12 protein-coding genes are annotated in these 14322 nt (G+C 59.4%); 4 read left to right on the top strand and 8 right to left on the bottom strand.

The genetic code is table 11. The features are described 5' to 3' along the window. Positions 1-1686, top strand: a complete 1686-nt coding sequence (gene hutU, locus HA50_RS06250) for a urocanate hydratase (RefSeq protein WP_084873619.1) — start codon at positions 1-3, stop codon at positions 1684-1686. 293 nt (positions 1687-1979) lie between these two features. Next, positions 1980-3137, top strand: a complete 1158-nt coding sequence (locus HA50_RS06245) for a M20 aminoacylase family protein (protein WP_084873618.1) — start codon at positions 1980-1982, stop codon at positions 3135-3137. 4 nt (positions 3138-3141) lie between these two features. On the opposite strand, the gene ybiB is transcribed toward HA50_RS06245, so the two are convergent. From ybiB to HA50_RS06230, 3 genes are all read right to left on the bottom strand, one after another. Next, a complete protein-coding gene (gene ybiB / locus HA50_RS06240) occupies positions 3142-4110 on the bottom strand; it encodes a DNA-binding protein YbiB (protein WP_084873617.1) in 969 nt (322 codons plus the stop codon). Positions 4111-4240: 130 nt separating this feature from the next. Next, the gene (dinG, locus tag HA50_RS06235; protein WP_084873616.1) at positions 4241-6394 is read right to left on the bottom strand and encodes an ATP-dependent DNA helicase DinG; all 2154 of its coding nucleotides are present in this window, start codon (positions 6392-6394) and stop codon (positions 4241-4243) included. 56 nt (positions 6395-6450) lie between these two features. After that, positions 6451-7347: a LysR family transcriptional regulator gene (locus tag HA50_RS06230; protein ID WP_084873615.1), complete on the bottom strand. Its 897-nt coding sequence runs from the start codon at positions 7345-7347 to the stop codon at positions 6451-6453. Between the two features lie 124 nt (positions 7348-7471). On the opposite strand from HA50_RS06230, the gene speB reads away from it, so the two are divergent. Then, complete coding sequence (gene speB, locus HA50_RS06225; RefSeq protein WP_084873614.1) at positions 7472-8431, top strand: agmatinase; 960 nt, start codon at positions 7472-7474, stop codon at positions 8429-8431. Beyond that, positions 8428-9513, top strand: coding sequence for an iron-containing alcohol dehydrogenase family protein (locus HA50_RS06220; protein ID WP_084873613.1), 1086 nt, complete (start codon positions 8428-8430; stop codon positions 9511-9513). The genes speB and HA50_RS06220 overlap by 4 nt, the downstream gene beginning before the upstream one ends. Positions 9514-9631: 118 nt before the next feature. On the opposite strand, the gene HA50_RS06215 is transcribed toward HA50_RS06220, so the two are convergent. Genes HA50_RS06215 through HA50_RS06195 form a run of 5 tightly spaced genes read right to left on the bottom strand, consistent with a single transcriptional unit; the run spans position 9632 to position 14316 of the window. Further along, complete coding sequence (locus tag HA50_RS06215; protein ID WP_084873612.1) at positions 9632-10987, bottom strand: MmgE/PrpD family protein; 1356 nt, start codon at positions 10985-10987, stop codon at positions 9632-9634. After that, complete coding sequence (locus HA50_RS06210) at positions 10980-11858, bottom strand: polysaccharide deacetylase family protein (RefSeq protein ID WP_084873611.1); 879 nt, start codon at positions 11856-11858, stop codon at positions 10980-10982. Before HA50_RS06210 ends, HA50_RS06215 begins: the two co-directional genes overlap by 8 nt. Then, the gene (locus tag HA50_RS06205) at positions 11851-12696 is read right to left on the bottom strand and encodes a polysaccharide deacetylase family protein (RefSeq protein WP_084873610.1); all 846 of its coding nucleotides are present in this window, start codon (positions 12694-12696) and stop codon (positions 11851-11853) included. The genes HA50_RS06210 and HA50_RS06205 overlap by 8 nt, the downstream gene beginning before the upstream one ends. 13 nt (positions 12697-12709) lie before the next feature. After that, a complete protein-coding gene (locus HA50_RS06200; RefSeq protein ID WP_084873609.1) occupies positions 12710-13534 on the bottom strand; it encodes an ABC transporter substrate-binding protein in 825 nt (274 codons plus the stop codon). 17 nt (positions 13535-13551) lie between these two features. Continuing rightward, entirely contained in the window at positions 13552-14316 is a 765-nt protein-coding gene (locus tag HA50_RS06195; RefSeq protein WP_013508406.1) for an amino acid ABC transporter ATP-binding protein, read from the bottom strand. Positions 14317-14322: the final 6 nt, after the last annotated feature.

Raw genomic sequence — 14322 nt, 5'->3', positions numbered from 1 at the left:
ATGAGCGAAACTCTGACCCAGGCAGTTGCCCGTGAAATCCGTGCTCCGCACGGCTCTGAACTCCACTGCGCCAACTGGTTGATTGAAGCGGCTTACCGCATGATCCAGAACAACCTCGATCCCGACGTGGCTGAACGCCCGGAAGATCTGGTGGTGTACGGCGGCATCGGTAAAGCAGCGCGTAACTGGGAATGCTTCGAGCAGATTCTGCGCTCGCTGCGCGCCCTGCAACCGGAAGAAACGTTATTGATTCAGTCGGGCAAGCCGGTTGGCGTGTTCCGCACCCATGCCGACGCGCCACGCGTGCTGCTGGCAAACTCCAACCTGGTGCCACACTGGGCCACCTGGGATCATTTCCATGAGCTGGATAAAGCCGGCCTGATGATGTACGGCCAGATGACTGCCGGTTCCTGGATCTACATCGGTGCGCAGGGCATTGTGCAGGGCACCTTCGAGACCTTCGTCGAAGCCGGTCGTCAGCATTACGATAACGATCTGAGCGGACGCTGGATCCTCACCGCCGGTCTTGGCGGCATGGGCGGCGCACAACCGCTGGCGGGCGTGCTGGCCGGTGCCTGCGTGCTGGCGATTGAGTGCCAGGAATCGCGTATCGATTTCCGTCTGCGCACCCGTTATGTCGATCACAAAGCCTATACCCTCGATGAAGCGTTACAACTGATCGACGAAGCCACCAAAGCGAAGAAAGCCATTTCTGTTGGCCTGCTGGGCAATGCGGCGGAAATTCTGCCGGAGCTGGTAAAACGTGCCAAAGCGGGCGGCATGAAGCCGGATATCGTCACTGACCAGACTTCAGCCCACGATCCGGTGAACGGTTATCTGCCAATTGGCTGGGATGTTGATCGCTGGCAGGCTGAAAAAGTCAGCAATCCGAAAGCGGTAGAAAAAGCGGCGCGTGCGTCGATGGCGACCCACGTTCAGGCGATGCTGGATTTCTGTCATATGGGCATTCCGACAGTGGATTACGGCAACAACATCCGTCAGGTAGCGCTGGATGAAGGCGTAGCCAATGCCTTTGATTTCCCAGGCTTTGTACCGGCTTATATCCGTCCGCTGTTCTGCGAAGGTAAAGGTCCGTTCCGCTGGGTAGCGCTGTCGGGCGATCCGGAAGATATCTATAAAACCGATGCCAAACTGAAAGAACTGTTCCCGGAGCACAAAAACCTGCATCGCTGGCTGGATATGGCGCAGGAGCGTATCGCGTTCCAGGGCTTACCGGCACGTATTTGCTGGCTGGGTCTGGGCGAGCGCCATAAAGCGGCGCTGGCGTTTAACGAGATGGTACGCAACGGCGAGCTGAAAGCACCGATTGTGATTGGTCGTGATCATCTCGACTGTGGCTCAGTCGCCTCACCGAACCGTGAAACCGAAGCGATGAAAGACGGTTCCGATGCGGTTTCCGACTGGCCGCTGCTTAACGCCCTGCTCAACACCGCAGGCGGTGCGACCTGGGTGAGCCTGCATCACGGCGGCGGTGTCGGCATGGGCTTCTCGCAACATGCCGGTGTGGTGATCGTCTGTGACGGCAGCGCGGAAGCGGATGTGCGTCTGGCGCGCGTGCTGTGGAACGATCCGGCTACCGGGGTGATGCGTCATGCCGATGCCGGTTACGAGCAGGCACAGGCTTGTGCGAAAGAGCACGGGCTGAATCTGCCGATGCTGAAATAACATCGCTGGCGGGAGTTGATCCCGCCATTGCCTGATTCCGGCCAGTGTACAACCCCTGCGCGATAAATCGCGCCGTTACGGATGGGTGCAATCATTTGTAGCGGCGCGATTTATCGCGCTGTTATGTTCGCCGCGCAGTTAACAAAACCTGATTATTCCATTTAGCTATAGCCTATAGCCAAATTCTCCCGTTCTGCGATAGACGCCACCCCGCGCTTGCCACTACAGTGATAACTCAATTTCCTGCGGTATCGGTTTATGGAGGTACTGCTGCTGATGGAGAATTCTGCCTTATGACCCTGCCTGCCGCCCTGCTCGATAACGCCCTGCGCTGGCGTCACCAGTTACACCAACATCCGGAACTGGGTTACCAGGAGCAGCGCACCAGCGAACGGGTGGCGCAGGTACTCAGCGATGCCGGTTTGCAGGTGTTTCGCGGCCTGGCGGGAACCGGGGTGATTGGCACGCTGGAGAACGGTCCGGGGCCGGTGATTGGTCTGCGCGCCGATATGGATGCGCTGCCGATTACCGAAAAAGGCAACCCGCAGTGGAAATCCGGCCAGCCCGGCGTGATGCACGCCTGTGGGCACGATGGTCATACCGCAGTGCTGCTGGCTGCTGCCTGCCAGCTGGCCGCAACGCGCCAGTTCAGCGGCACGGTGCATTTTATCTTCCAGCCTGCTGAAGAAAACCTCGGCGGCGCGCGCAAAATGGTGGAAGAAGGCCTGTTCCAGCGTTTCCCGATGGATGCGGTATATGCCATGCATAACTGGCCTGGCTTACCGGTCGGCTCGCTGGCGGTCAATGCCGGGGCGATGATGGCTTCACTCGATTCATTTGAAATCACCCTCAACGGCAAAAGCTGCCATGCGGCGATGCCGGAAAGCGGTGCGGATCCGATGGTGGTGGCAGCTGAACTGATTCTGGCGCTGCAAACCATTCCGTCACGTCGCTTATCCCCCCTCGCGTCAGCGGTGGTGAGCGTCACGCAAATCCACGGCGGCGAAGCCATTAACGTTATCCCGGAGCAGATGGTGTTACGCGGCACGGTGCGCTGCCTGCAACCTGACGTGCGCGATCGGGTACGCAGCTTGATTGAGGATTTTGTCACGACGCTGCCGCGCCCGTTCGGCGTCAGCGGCGAGATTCACTGGTATCCAGGCTATCCGGTCACCGCCAATCATGCTGAACAGGCAGAACAGGTGCGCCAGGCCGCTGTCCAGTTACTCGGCGAGCAGCAGGTGCACTGGCAGGTCAATCCGTCGATGGCTTCGGAAGACTTCGCCTGTATGCTGGAAGCCTGTCCGGGGGCTTATTTCTGGCTGGGTGCCGATGGCGCGACGCCTTCCGCACCGCTGCATAACGCCGGTTACGACTTCAATGATGAGCTGCTGCCAATTGGCATCACCTTCTGGCAGCAGCTAGTGGAAAGCACGCTGGCGAAAGCCTGATCCCTCAGAGTCCCGCCTGGCTGAGGCGCGTTTCGGCCGCTGCCAGGCTGGCACTTTCCCCGCTCGCCACCAGGCAACAGGCCAGTTGCAGGCGCAGCGCCTGCGGCACCGCGCGTTCTCCTGCCAGCACTGCGCGCGTCCAGTCCGCCGTATCACTGGCGCTTTTTGACGCGGGAAGCTCAACGTCGCACTCCGGCTGGCGATCAATCCACACCTCCGCCTCACCACCCGCGCCCTGAATATAGTTGATCGCCGGGCAGCGCTGTGGACTGGCATACACCTCACCCTCAGTGCCGTTGAGCAAAATCGCCGGGGCATCAATATCCTGGAAGAATTTACCCACCCGCGCGACATATTCGGGATGGGAAACGCTGGCAAGGCGCAGCGCCGCACGTTCGGCAAAGGGTGTCGCCAGTTTTGCCAGCGTGTGGGCGCTATTTCGCACCCCCATCCGCCAGCGCAGCGACAGCTGTTTCGCCATCGGCGGGCACAAATTATCGATGGTGATAAACGCCAGCCCACCGCTGTCCAGCGCGGCCTGCGCCTGCTGCGCGTTGGTGACCGGTTGGATACCCAGCGCCGCCAGCACCTCTTCGCTGGTGATGCGCGTCGGGTCGTCACTGACGCCGTGCATCAGTACCGGAAAGCCGAGTTTTACCAGCAACAGCGCCAGCAACGGCGTCAGGTTGCCCTGACGACGTGCGCCGTTGTAGCTGGGGATTACCATCGGCATCGGACGCCCGGCCGGGGGTTGCAGACGCATCATTTGCTGCTGCATCGCCTGATAGAAGCCGAGCATCTCCGCTTCCCCTTCCCCTTTGATGCGCAGCGCAATCAGCACGCCGCCCAGTTCCAGGTCCGGCACGTCACCCGCCAGTATGGCGCTGTACAGCGCCACGGCGGTGTCGAAATCGATATCACGCGCGTGATTTTTACCACGCCCGATCTCTTTGATGATTTTATTCAGTTCCATCGGGAGTTTCCGCTTCCAGTGTGCGCCGCATCTCGGCGGCCAAAGGGGTGTTCTGTGATTGCGGCAAACTTTCCGCCATCTGCTGTTAATTCTGTCGGCTGATTAAACGCCCAGGGCCTGTACAACATGCTCAACTCCTTTTGCTGACACGCCGTTTACGCGGCGTGGCCGGTTCAGTGGTGGCCTCGGGCATGGGCGGTTGTTCAATCGGGAACACCGGTAATGCCGCCAGCAGGCGACTGCCATACGGCTTGCTGATTAAGCGTCGATCGTAAATGACGATTTCACCGAAGCATTGATGGCTGCGAATCAGACGCCCTACCTGCTGGATCAGGGTAAAAGAGGCACTGGGTAAACTTTGCACTTCAAACGGGTAGCGTCTGAGGCTCTTCAGCCACTCCCCTTCGGTCAAAATTACCGGACTGTCCACCGGGGGAAAAGCAATTTTGTGGATATGTACCTGCGACAGCAAATCCCCTTTCAGATCCAGCCCTTCGGCAAAGGATTGCAGCCCCACCAGGATGCTGGTTTTACCCTGTTCGACGCGCTGACGATGCAGCTCCACCAGCCGGTAACGCGGCTGGTCGCCCTGCACCAGCATCGACAAACGCAGGTCGGTGACATGGGTCAGAAACTGCTGCATGGCACGCCCGCTGGCAAACAGCACCAGCACGCCTTTGTGTTTTTCCTGCGCCATTTTCGCGCGGAAGAAACGCGCCATCTCGGCGATATGCTCCGTCTCACTGTTCATCAGCGGTTCATAACGCATCTGCGGGATCACCAGCTTGCCCTGATCGACATGCTGGAACGGCGAGTCGAGCGCCACAAAGCGGTCACCGGCTTTTTCATTCAGCCCTGACATTTCCTGCAAGCGGTTAAAGCTGTTGAGCGAGCGCAGCGTAGCGGAGGTCACCACCACATGGGGGACTTTACGCCACAGCAATTTTTCCAGCTGATCGCTGACGCGAATGCCCGCGCAGTGAAACAGCAAATGCGCCTGACCATCGCGCAGTTCGCGCGTTATCCATTTGGATACCGGGGCGTTGGAGGCTTTTTCCAGCGCTGCCAGCCGCCACAATTTACTGATGGATTCGAACCAGCCGAAGTGGCGATTCAGCTGCAAAATCGCTTTATGCAGCCGCATGATATCGGCCTTGCCGGTCTGATCGCCGAGTTCATTCAGTAACCCTTCCGCCAGGCCTCGCAGCGCATCGCTGAGTTTGAACAGCCGTGCGCACATCGTCAGCAACTCTTCCGGCAGCTCCCCCAGCACAAAGCGAAACTCGCCCGGCTGGTTATTGGCAGGCAGCAGCGGATTAAGTGCATCGCACAGTATCTGCAACAGTTCACGCATCTCGTCGCAGTGGCCTTTCAGCCGTTCGGGATTAGTGAGCGGCGGCGGTGATTTCGGGCGGAACTGCGCCATGATGGTTTCCACCAGCCGCACAAACAGATCGAGTTGCAGACTGCTCCAGCCTGGGGTGATCTCGGCACTCATCTCCAGTGCGTCGCGCGCCACTTCCGGCAGATGATGGCCTTCATCCAGCACCAGCATCAGGTGTTTGGCGGGCGGCAATACCGATTCGTTCTCCATCGCCGCCATCACCAGCGCATGGTTAGCCACCACCACATCGGCCTGTTCAATCTCACGCCGCGCCACAAAGAACGGGCATTCGCGATACCAGCGGCAGTGATGACCCAGGCAATTGGCTTTGTCGGTGGAAAGACGCTGCCACAGGCTGTCATTGATGGCGACATCGGTGTGGTCGCGCAGCCCATCCCACTGGTAGCGGCTGAGCTGCTTCTCCAGCCCGGCACACAACTTTTGCTCCTCTTTGGAGCCGGTTACCGCCTCATCATCGAGATACAGCAGCAGATCGCCCTGCTGATCTTCGCTCGCCGCCAGTGCCGCGAGGTTACGCGGGCAAACATAGCGTCCACGTCCAAAGGCGGCAGTAAAGGTGAGGTCGGGAATGATTTTCTTCAGCAACGGCAGATCTTTGCTGAATATTTGATCCTGTAACGCCACGTTGGCGGTGCTGATCACCAGCCGCTTCTCTTCCGCGCGGCTGACGGCAATGCCAGGGATCAGATAGGACAGGGTTTTCCCCACGCCGGTGGGGGCTTCAATCGCCAGATGGCGGCCTTCATCACCGGCAAGGCTTTTCGCCACTTCGGCAATCATCTGCCGCTGCGGCGCGCGTGGGATAAAGTCAGGAACCTGCTGTTGCAGCGCCTTATACCATTGCGCAATCTGGCTTTTTATCGCTGCTGTCAGGGCCATTATCGTTACTGTTTCCGGGAAAATGGCCTGTATTTTTACACAGTATCGCTACAGCGTCAGCTTTCGCTGCTATTTTTTCGCGCTGGATTCAGGATTTCACGCATCGCACGGATCAGCGTTTCACGGGCGCGTCCTCGCCGGAAGGCAAAGGAAAACGGCGCGCGGAACTGAAAATGTTGCGGCAGCAGACGGCACAGCCCCCCCTGCTGTTCCCAGCTGCGCGCGTAATGTTCCGGCAGATAACCGATAAAGCGTCCGCTGAGGATCAACGTCAACTGCGCTTCGATACTCTCCACCGAGGCGTTGCTCTGGCGGAAGCCCCGTTTGTTGAGTTCCTGCTGATTCCAGTAGCCGCGGGTGACCATGCCGGTTTGCTGCACGGTGCGCATATCAGGCGCGCCCTGCGCCAGCGGATGCTGCGGGCTGCAATACAGCCAGTGTTGCTCCTCGTACAGCGGGATGGTGACCAGATTGCTGGCGCGCAGCGGAAAGTGACCAATCGCCAGGTCGAGCCGATCCTCCAGCAGCTGCTGTTGTAATTCGTTGGGATCGCGCACGCTGAGGTTAAAAAACACCGCCGGAAAGCGCTGATTAAAACGTGCGATGGCAGCGGGCAAATCCAGCGTGTTATCGGTGACGGTCGCGTCCACCACCCCCAGCGAGAAAGTGCCGCCCTGCGCGCTTTTCAGCGTCTCCACCTGCTCCTGCCAGCCCGCCAGCGTCGCCAGCATCTGCTGGCTGTAGCGATAAAACTGTTCCCCTTTGCTGGTGAGGCTAAACCCGCCGCGCCCACGCTGGCACAGGATAAACCCGAGCTGGGTTTCCAGCTCGCTCATATAGGCGCTGATGGCGGGTGTGGTCATGTTCAGCGCCTGCTGGGCGCGTGAATAGCCCTGATTTTCCACCACGCTGACAAATACCTGTAGCAGTTTGAGATTGGGTAAAGGTTGCACCGTTTTCCTTCAGAGATTGCTGGCTAAAGTTAAGTAATCCCTGAAGTGATTATCTGCTGTCAAGGATTTTTCCCGCAGGCGAGGCGGGTAATGATGTCAGTCTGTTCAGTTTAAGGAGCCGGTAATGACCCAATTTCCCCAACCGCAGGGCGGCAATGAGATGCCGCGTTTCGCCGGACGTGGCACCATGATGCGTTTACCGGCTGTCGAGTCCCCCGCCGATCTGGATGTTGCCTTTGTCGGTATCCCGCTGGATATCGGCACTTCGCAGCGCAGCGGCACCCGCTACGGGCCGCGAGCGATTCGCGCCGATTCAGTGATGATTCGCCCTTACAACATGGCAACCGGTGCCGCCCCGTTCGATTCCCTGCGCGTGGGCGATCTCGGCGATGTACCGATCAATACTTACAGCCTGCTGAAATCGGTAGAGATTATCGAGGATTACTACAGCGAGCTGAATCGCTGGCCGCTGATCCCGTTGACGCTCGGTGGCGACCACACCCTGACGCTGCCAATTTTGCGGGCGCTGGCGAAGAAACATGGCCCGATGGGGCTGATCCACGTCGATGCCCATACCGATACCAACGACGACATGTTTGGCGAGAAGATCGCCCACGGCACCACCTTCCGCCGTGCGGTGGAAGAAGGTTTGCTGGATTGTCAGCGCGTGGTACAGATCGGACAGCGCGCGCAGGGCTACGCCGCCGATGACTTTCAGTGGGGCGTCGATCAGGGGTTCCATCTAATCCCCGCCGAGCAGTGCTGGCACCGATCGCTGACGCCGTTAATGGCCGAGGTACGCCAGCGTATCGGCAGCGGCCCGGTCTATCTTTCCTACGATATCGACAGCTTCGATCCCGCCTGGGCACCCGGTACCGGCACCCCGGAAGTGGGTGGCCTGACATCGATGCAGGGGCTGGAGATCGTGCGTGGCTGTCGCGGTTTGAACCTGGTGGGCGGTGATTTGGTGGAAGTGTCGCCGCCCTATGATCACAGTGGCATGACCTCGCAGCTGGCGGCCAATATCCTTTATGAGATGCTGTGCGTGTTGCCTGGCGTCCGTTATACAGAGAAGAAGCAATGACACAAATGAATCTGGTGTTTCCGGCGCGCGTGCTGCGCGGCGCGGGCGTAATCAATCAGCTGGGTGAGGTGTGCGCCAGTCTTGGTAAACGCGCGTTGTTGATCGGTGGTCATCAGGCGCTGCATGCGGTAGAAAGCCAGGTCCGCGCCCAATTGCTGGCGGCCGAAGTGACGTTGCTGGCGCAGGAGTGGTTTGGTGGAGAGACCTCAATCAACCATATCAACCGGCTGGCAACGCTGGCGACCGGGTTGCAGGCGGATGTGATTATCGGGGTTGGCGGTGGTAAATCGCTGGATACCTGTAAAGCGGTTGCCGCACAGCTGGGCCTGCCGATCGTCACCATTCCAACCATCGCCGCCACTTGTTCAGCGGTGACGCCGCTGAGTATCCGTTACGATGATAACGGCAATTTCTTTGACATTTTCCCGCTGCCGCAGGCTCCGGCAGCAGTGGTGATCGACAGTGCCCTGCAGGCAAAAGCACCGCCGCGCTGGCTGGCTGCCGGGCTGGGCGATACCCTGGCGAAATGGTATGAGTTCCGCGCCGTCAGCACGCGTCACCCGGCACGGGAAGGCAATGCGCTGTCGTCACTGGCGCACAGCAAGATTTGTTATGACGTGATTGCTGAACATGGCCCGGCTGCCTATGCTGCCGTGCTGCGTGGCGAGAGCAGCGCCTCACTGGATCAGGTGCTGGATGCGATTTTCACCTGGGCTGGGCTAACCTCGCTGATGAGCAACGGTGCGCATGCCGCAGCCTCCCATGCCATCTATGAAGGTTTTACCTTCTGCGATAAAACCCGCGAGTTTGGTCATGGTCTGCTGGTGGGTTTTGGTAACCTGTGCCTGCTGGCGCTGGAGCATCGCAGTGATGAAGAAGTGCTGGAAGAGATGCGTCTGGCACGCGATTGCGGCGTACCGCTACGGTTGTCAGAAATTGCCGAACTGGATGCGGCCGAACTGGCGCTGATTGTGCGCGAATCGGTACATGCGCCGGATATGGAGAATATGGCAGAGGCGGTCACCGAAGCACGTTTGCTGGCGGCAATCGCACGGGTTGAGGCGCTGGCCGGGCGGGTTTGATAGCCCTGTAGCGGCGCAATTTATTGCGCGGTTTTTCCGGCATCCTGCACGGAACCGCGCGATAAATCGCGCCGCAACGATATGTGCGATCATCCATAGCGGCGCGTGGATTTGATTATCAGGCTTTGGTCGCTAATAACGCCGTCATCTCACTCACGTCAATAACCTCATCCAGCCCCAGACACAATGCCTCCAGCAGTACCACCTGCTCTGGCGGCAATACGCGCACGGCCAGGCTGCGGTACTTCGCGACCAGTGCTTCCAGGCTCAGCGGATTGGCGGGGGCACCGGACGGCACTGGCACATGCTGTTGCCATTGCGCACCCTGCACCGTCTCCAGCCGTACCCAGGGTTCGGCATCCCGGCTCTGTTCAGGATCGATCACCAGTTCGATGCGCGCCATCAGCGCTTCGGCATCCGGATGCAGGCGTTTCGCGTCATCATAACTGTCCAGATCCGCTGCGCCATACAGCGCCCGGGCGGTCAGCGCATAAGGCAAACTCATCTGCGCGGCAGCGAGGCTGGCAACGTCACGGGTGCCGCACATTTCCAGCAGGAACGGATTCAGTCCCACCACAATGCGGGCGATATCCGCCGTCGCCACCTCCTGCTGTTGCAGCATGATACCCAGCGCATCAACCGCCGCGTGAGTACCCCGGCAGGCGGCATAAGGTTTAATCGAACAGCGAGCCAGTTTCCACACCACGCCAAGATCGGCCACCAGCGCTTCTGGTTGCTGCGTCTCAGCCGCCAGGGTTTGCAGGAAACCACCCCAGCGCGCTTCAAACACCGCCGAAGGGCCGCTGATACCGCGTTGCGCCAGCAGCGCCGCCTGCACACCGCCTTCTGCCGCACGCGCCGCATGCAGTTTCTTGGTGTGGGAACCGTCGTGAATAAAGCCCCACAACCCGCCGCTGAAACTGGCCGCGATACCCAGCGCCGACGCACACTGCGCCGGGCTAAGTTGCAACAACGCGCACACTGCTGCCGCCGCACCGAATACCCCGCAGCTGGCTGTCGAGTGCCAGCCCGCACCGTTATGTGCTGAGTAGCCGCCACAGGCTTCCAGCACGCGGCGGCCAATGTCATAGCCGATCACCATCGCGGTGAGTAGCGCTTTGCCACTCACCGGCGTTGCTGCCAGCGGTAGCGCCGCCAGCAGCGCCGGGATCACCACCGCACCGGAGTGATCGCAACCGCCGGTATCATCCAGTTCATACATATGCGCCGCCACACCGTTCAGCCATGCCGCCTGACGCGCATTGACCTGTTCGGCACTGCCCCACACCTGCGCCTGCGCGTAACCGCCCTCTTCCTTTACCAGCGCCAGACACTCGCGCCAGATCGGGCTGTCGCTCCCCGCCAGTGCCGCACCGAGCGTATCCAGAAAGTGACGTCTGGCCTGATCCACCAGCGCCTCCGGCAGTTGCTCAAAGCGGGTATCGGCGATAAAACTCGCCAGCTGATTAAGCATTGATCTCTCCGGTAACACGGGTGAACACCTCCGCCGGATGATCCGGTCCATTGTCCGGCTGGCTTTGCCAGTGCGCGGCCACCTGTTGCGCGGTGGCGATCCAGACGTTGTGTTGTTGCAGCGTCTCCAGCAGCGTTCGCAGCAGGCCGATACGTCCGGCAGTACCGATGATTTCCGGGTGCAGCCGCAGCAGGTAGCACAGGCCAAAGCGATGAAAACCGTGGAAATCCTGCGTCAGATTCGCCAGGGTTTCAGCATAAGGGGCGATACGGGATTGCCCCGGCGGAATGGCCGGGCTGAGGTTAAAGGCAAAGTAAGGTTCATCTTCCAGCGTGTAGTGCATCGGCAGTTCTACCAACCGGGTGCCGGGGTGGAAATACGGCAGATCGTCTCCACGCCAGCTCGATGACCAGCGGATGCCCAGTTCGATCAACGCCTGTGCCAGGCCGGGTTTCCATTGCCCCGCCGGGGTGCGGAAGCCGGTAACCGGTTGACCGGTGACCTGCGCCAGTTTGTCGCAGCCGCGCGTAACGCTGGCTATTTGCTGTTCCAGCGTCAGGCTGGAGAAATCTTCATGGCGGTCGCCGCTACAGGCGATTTCATGGCCGTCGGCGACCATACGTTGCACCAGTTCCGGCTGTTCTTCCGCCACAATCGCCGGTAAGCACCAGCTGGCTTTCAGCTGTTTTTCCGCCAGCAGATTCAGCAGACGATCGACCCCGCGCAGCGTGCCATAGCGCCACACCGACAGGGTTTTATCCCGTCCGGCCACCGCCGGTGCCTGGGTGAGAATGCCGTGAATATCGTTAAAATCGATGGTGAGGATCGCTGCCGACTGGAAGCCCAGCGGCCAGCGGGAAGATTCAGTCATGTTGCTGCTCCTGCAAATACCACTGCGCCACCGCATCACAACGCGCAAACCACACATCATCACGCGCCGTCATATGTTCAAACAGCTGCTCCAGCAGCAGCAGACGTCCCGGCTGACCGGAAATTTTTGGATGGAACAAGGTGGTCAGGCACAGCCCCTCATCCATCGCCCCATCAAATTCCCGCTGCCAGTTATCACGCGTGTGGGCATAGCTGCTGATGCGATCGCCACCTTTCGGGAAGTCTGGCTGGCGCGTGTAGGCCAGCGAGGCGTAATCATCCATCTCCCATTTGCCCGGGATCTCCACCAGCGGCGTGTGCCCTGCCACCGGAATGCTGTAGGGACGATCGTCGCCACGCATACTGCTGGAGTAAATCACCCCGGCTTCACGCAGGATCTGCGGGGTTTCTGCATGCCAGTCGCCTGATGGCGTGCGGAAACCGCAGGCGGTGATGCCGAGGTATTGTTTAAAAATCGCCGCCGACTTCGCCATCACCGCCCGCTGTTCTTCGGGGGAAATCGCCCAGAAAGATTCGTGGCGGTAGCCGTGATAGGCCACTTCATGTCCCTGCTCAACAATCGCCTGACACTGCTGGGGCCACTGCTCCACCACCCATGCGGGAACAAAAAAGGTGGCGGGCAGCTGAAACGCCCGCAGCAGATCGAGCAAACGCCCGAGCGCACGGTACGGACCGTAAGCGCCAAAAGTGAAATACTCTGGCGTGGACCACAGGCTGCCATTCAACATGGCATCACCGGTGGGACCGTCAAGGTCAAATGCCAGCGCCATACAGCCGCGCTTACCCTGCGGCCAGCGCACTGCGCCCGGTTGTTGCATCAGAGGCCTCCTGTTAGCCCTGGTTCACCGTGGCCTGCGCCACGCCATTGTCGCTCAGACCCCATTTGTTGAGGATCTTCTGGTAGCTGCCATCGGCGATCATCGCATCCAGCGCAGCCTGTACCGCTTTGGTCAGATCCCCGGCATCCTGGCCGATTGCCATGCCGGTGTACTGGAAGGAGAAGGCTTTATCGAGTGGCTTAAAGGTGCCTTTTTCCAGGTTCATGATGTACGGCAGGGTTTCGCTGCCTTGCACAGCGCCATCCAGACGGCGCTGACGCAGCTGGGTACGTGCATCCGCCGTCCCTTCTGCACCGACCACGATGATGGCAGGCTTACCAGCGGCTTCGCAGTGCGCCTTGCTCCAGTTGGCGATCTCCTGCGGGAAGGTAGTACGACGGCTGGTGCCCACGCGCTTACCACACAGATCCATCGCGCTGTTGATGTCGCTCCGCGCGGATAAGGTGTAGAACTGCGGGCCGGTTTTGAAGTAATCGATAAAGTTGACCACCTTCTGGCGTTCTTTGGTGTCGGTCATGCCGGACATCACCATATCAACGCGTTTGGTGACGACTGCGTTGACCATCTGTTCAAAGGCAATTTCCTGCCAGTTGATCTTCACGCCCAGCTTCTGGCCAATCGCCATGCCGAGGTCGTAATCAACGCCAGTCAGCTGGTTGCTGGCCGGATCTTTGAAATCCATCGGCGGATAGTTCGGCATAATCGCCACGGTCAAACCTTTCTCTTTAATTGCCGCTGGCACGGCGATGTCGGCAGCCCAGGCCGTCGATTGCAGCAACAGCGCGGCGCTGATGGCGCTCAGTAACAACTTTTTCATTTATTTCACCCCGGTAGTTAAAGAAGAATCGCGTTGATAAAGTTTTTCATCCGTGGGTTTTGCGGGTTCAGCAGAATGTCTTCTGGCGCGCCCTGCTCGATAATGCGTCCCTCATCCATAAACACCACCTGGTTCGCCACCTCACGGGCAAAGCCCATCTCATGGGTGACCACCAGCATGGTGGTGCCTTCTTTTGCCAGTTGACGCATCACCGCCAGCACTTCACCGACCATTTCCGGGTCGAGCGCCGAAGTGGGTTCATCAAACAGCATTAATTTCGGTTTCATCGCCAGCGCGCGGGCAATCGCCACGCGCTGCTGCTGCCCACCGGATAACGACTGCGGATAGTCATGGGCCTTGTGTGCCAGGCCGACGCGATCCAGCAGCGCCATGGCTTCTTCGCTGGCTTCACGCTTCGGACGCAGCAGCACCCGGCAGGGTCCTTCGATGATGTTTTCCAGCGCGGTTTTATGCGGAAACAGGTTGAATCGCTGGAACACCATGCCGGTTTGCAGGCGCTGACGGGCAATCTGTTTGTCGCTCAGCGGATAGAGTTTGTTGCCATTGATGCGATAACCCGCCAGTTCGTTATCGACCCAGATACCGCCCTGATCGACCTTCTCCAGCTGGTTAATGCAGCGCAAAAAGGTGCTTTTACCAGAGCCGGATGGGCCGAGGATGCACATCACCTCGCCGTAATTCACTTCGAGGCTGACATCCTTCAGCGCATGGAACTGATCGAAATATTTGTTCACCTTGACGGCGCGCACGATGTTTCTCATCTCGGA

Origin of the sequence: Pantoea cypripedii (genome assembly GCF_002095535.1) — a bacterium.
Classification (GTDB): Bacteria; Pseudomonadota; Gammaproteobacteria; order Enterobacterales; family Enterobacteriaceae; genus Pantoea; species Pantoea cypripedii.
Note: the sequence above shows the minus strand (reverse complement) of the source record. Positions and strands in the feature narration are given on the sequence as shown.

Coding starts and splice junctions, on each gene's coding strand:
- hutU (WP_084873619.1), top strand. CDS start 1: ATGAGCGAAACTCTGACCCAGGCAGTTGCCCGTGAAATCCGTGCTCCG.
- HA50_RS06245 (WP_084873618.1), top strand. CDS start 1,980: ATGACCCTGCCTGCCGCCCTGCTCGATAACGCCCTGCGCTGGCGTCAC.
- ybiB (WP_084873617.1), bottom strand. CDS start 4,110: ATGGAACTGAATAAAATCATCAAAGAGATCGGGCGTGGTAAAAATCAC.
- dinG (WP_084873616.1), bottom strand. CDS start 6,394: ATGGCCCTGACAGCAGCGATAAAAAGCCAGATTGCGCAATGGTATAAG.
- speB (WP_084873614.1), top strand. CDS start 7,472: ATGACCCAATTTCCCCAACCGCAGGGCGGCAATGAGATGCCGCGTTTC.
- HA50_RS06220 (WP_084873613.1), top strand. CDS start 8,428: ATGACACAAATGAATCTGGTGTTTCCGGCGCGCGTGCTGCGCGGCGCG.
- HA50_RS06215 (WP_084873612.1), bottom strand. CDS start 10,987: ATGCTTAATCAGCTGGCGAGTTTTATCGCCGATACCCGCTTTGAGCAA.
- HA50_RS06210 (WP_084873611.1), bottom strand. CDS start 11,858: ATGACTGAATCTTCCCGCTGGCCGCTGGGCTTCCAGTCGGCAGCGATC.
- HA50_RS06205 (WP_084873610.1), bottom strand. CDS start 12,696: ATGCAACAACCGGGCGCAGTGCGCTGGCCGCAGGGTAAGCGCGGCTGT.
- HA50_RS06200 (WP_084873609.1), bottom strand. CDS start 13,534: ATGAAAAAGTTGTTACTGAGCGCCATCAGCGCCGCGCTGTTGCTGCAA.
- HA50_RS06195 (WP_013508406.1), bottom strand. CDS start 14,316: ATGAGAAACATCGTGCGCGCCGTCAAGGTGAACAAATATTTCGATCAG.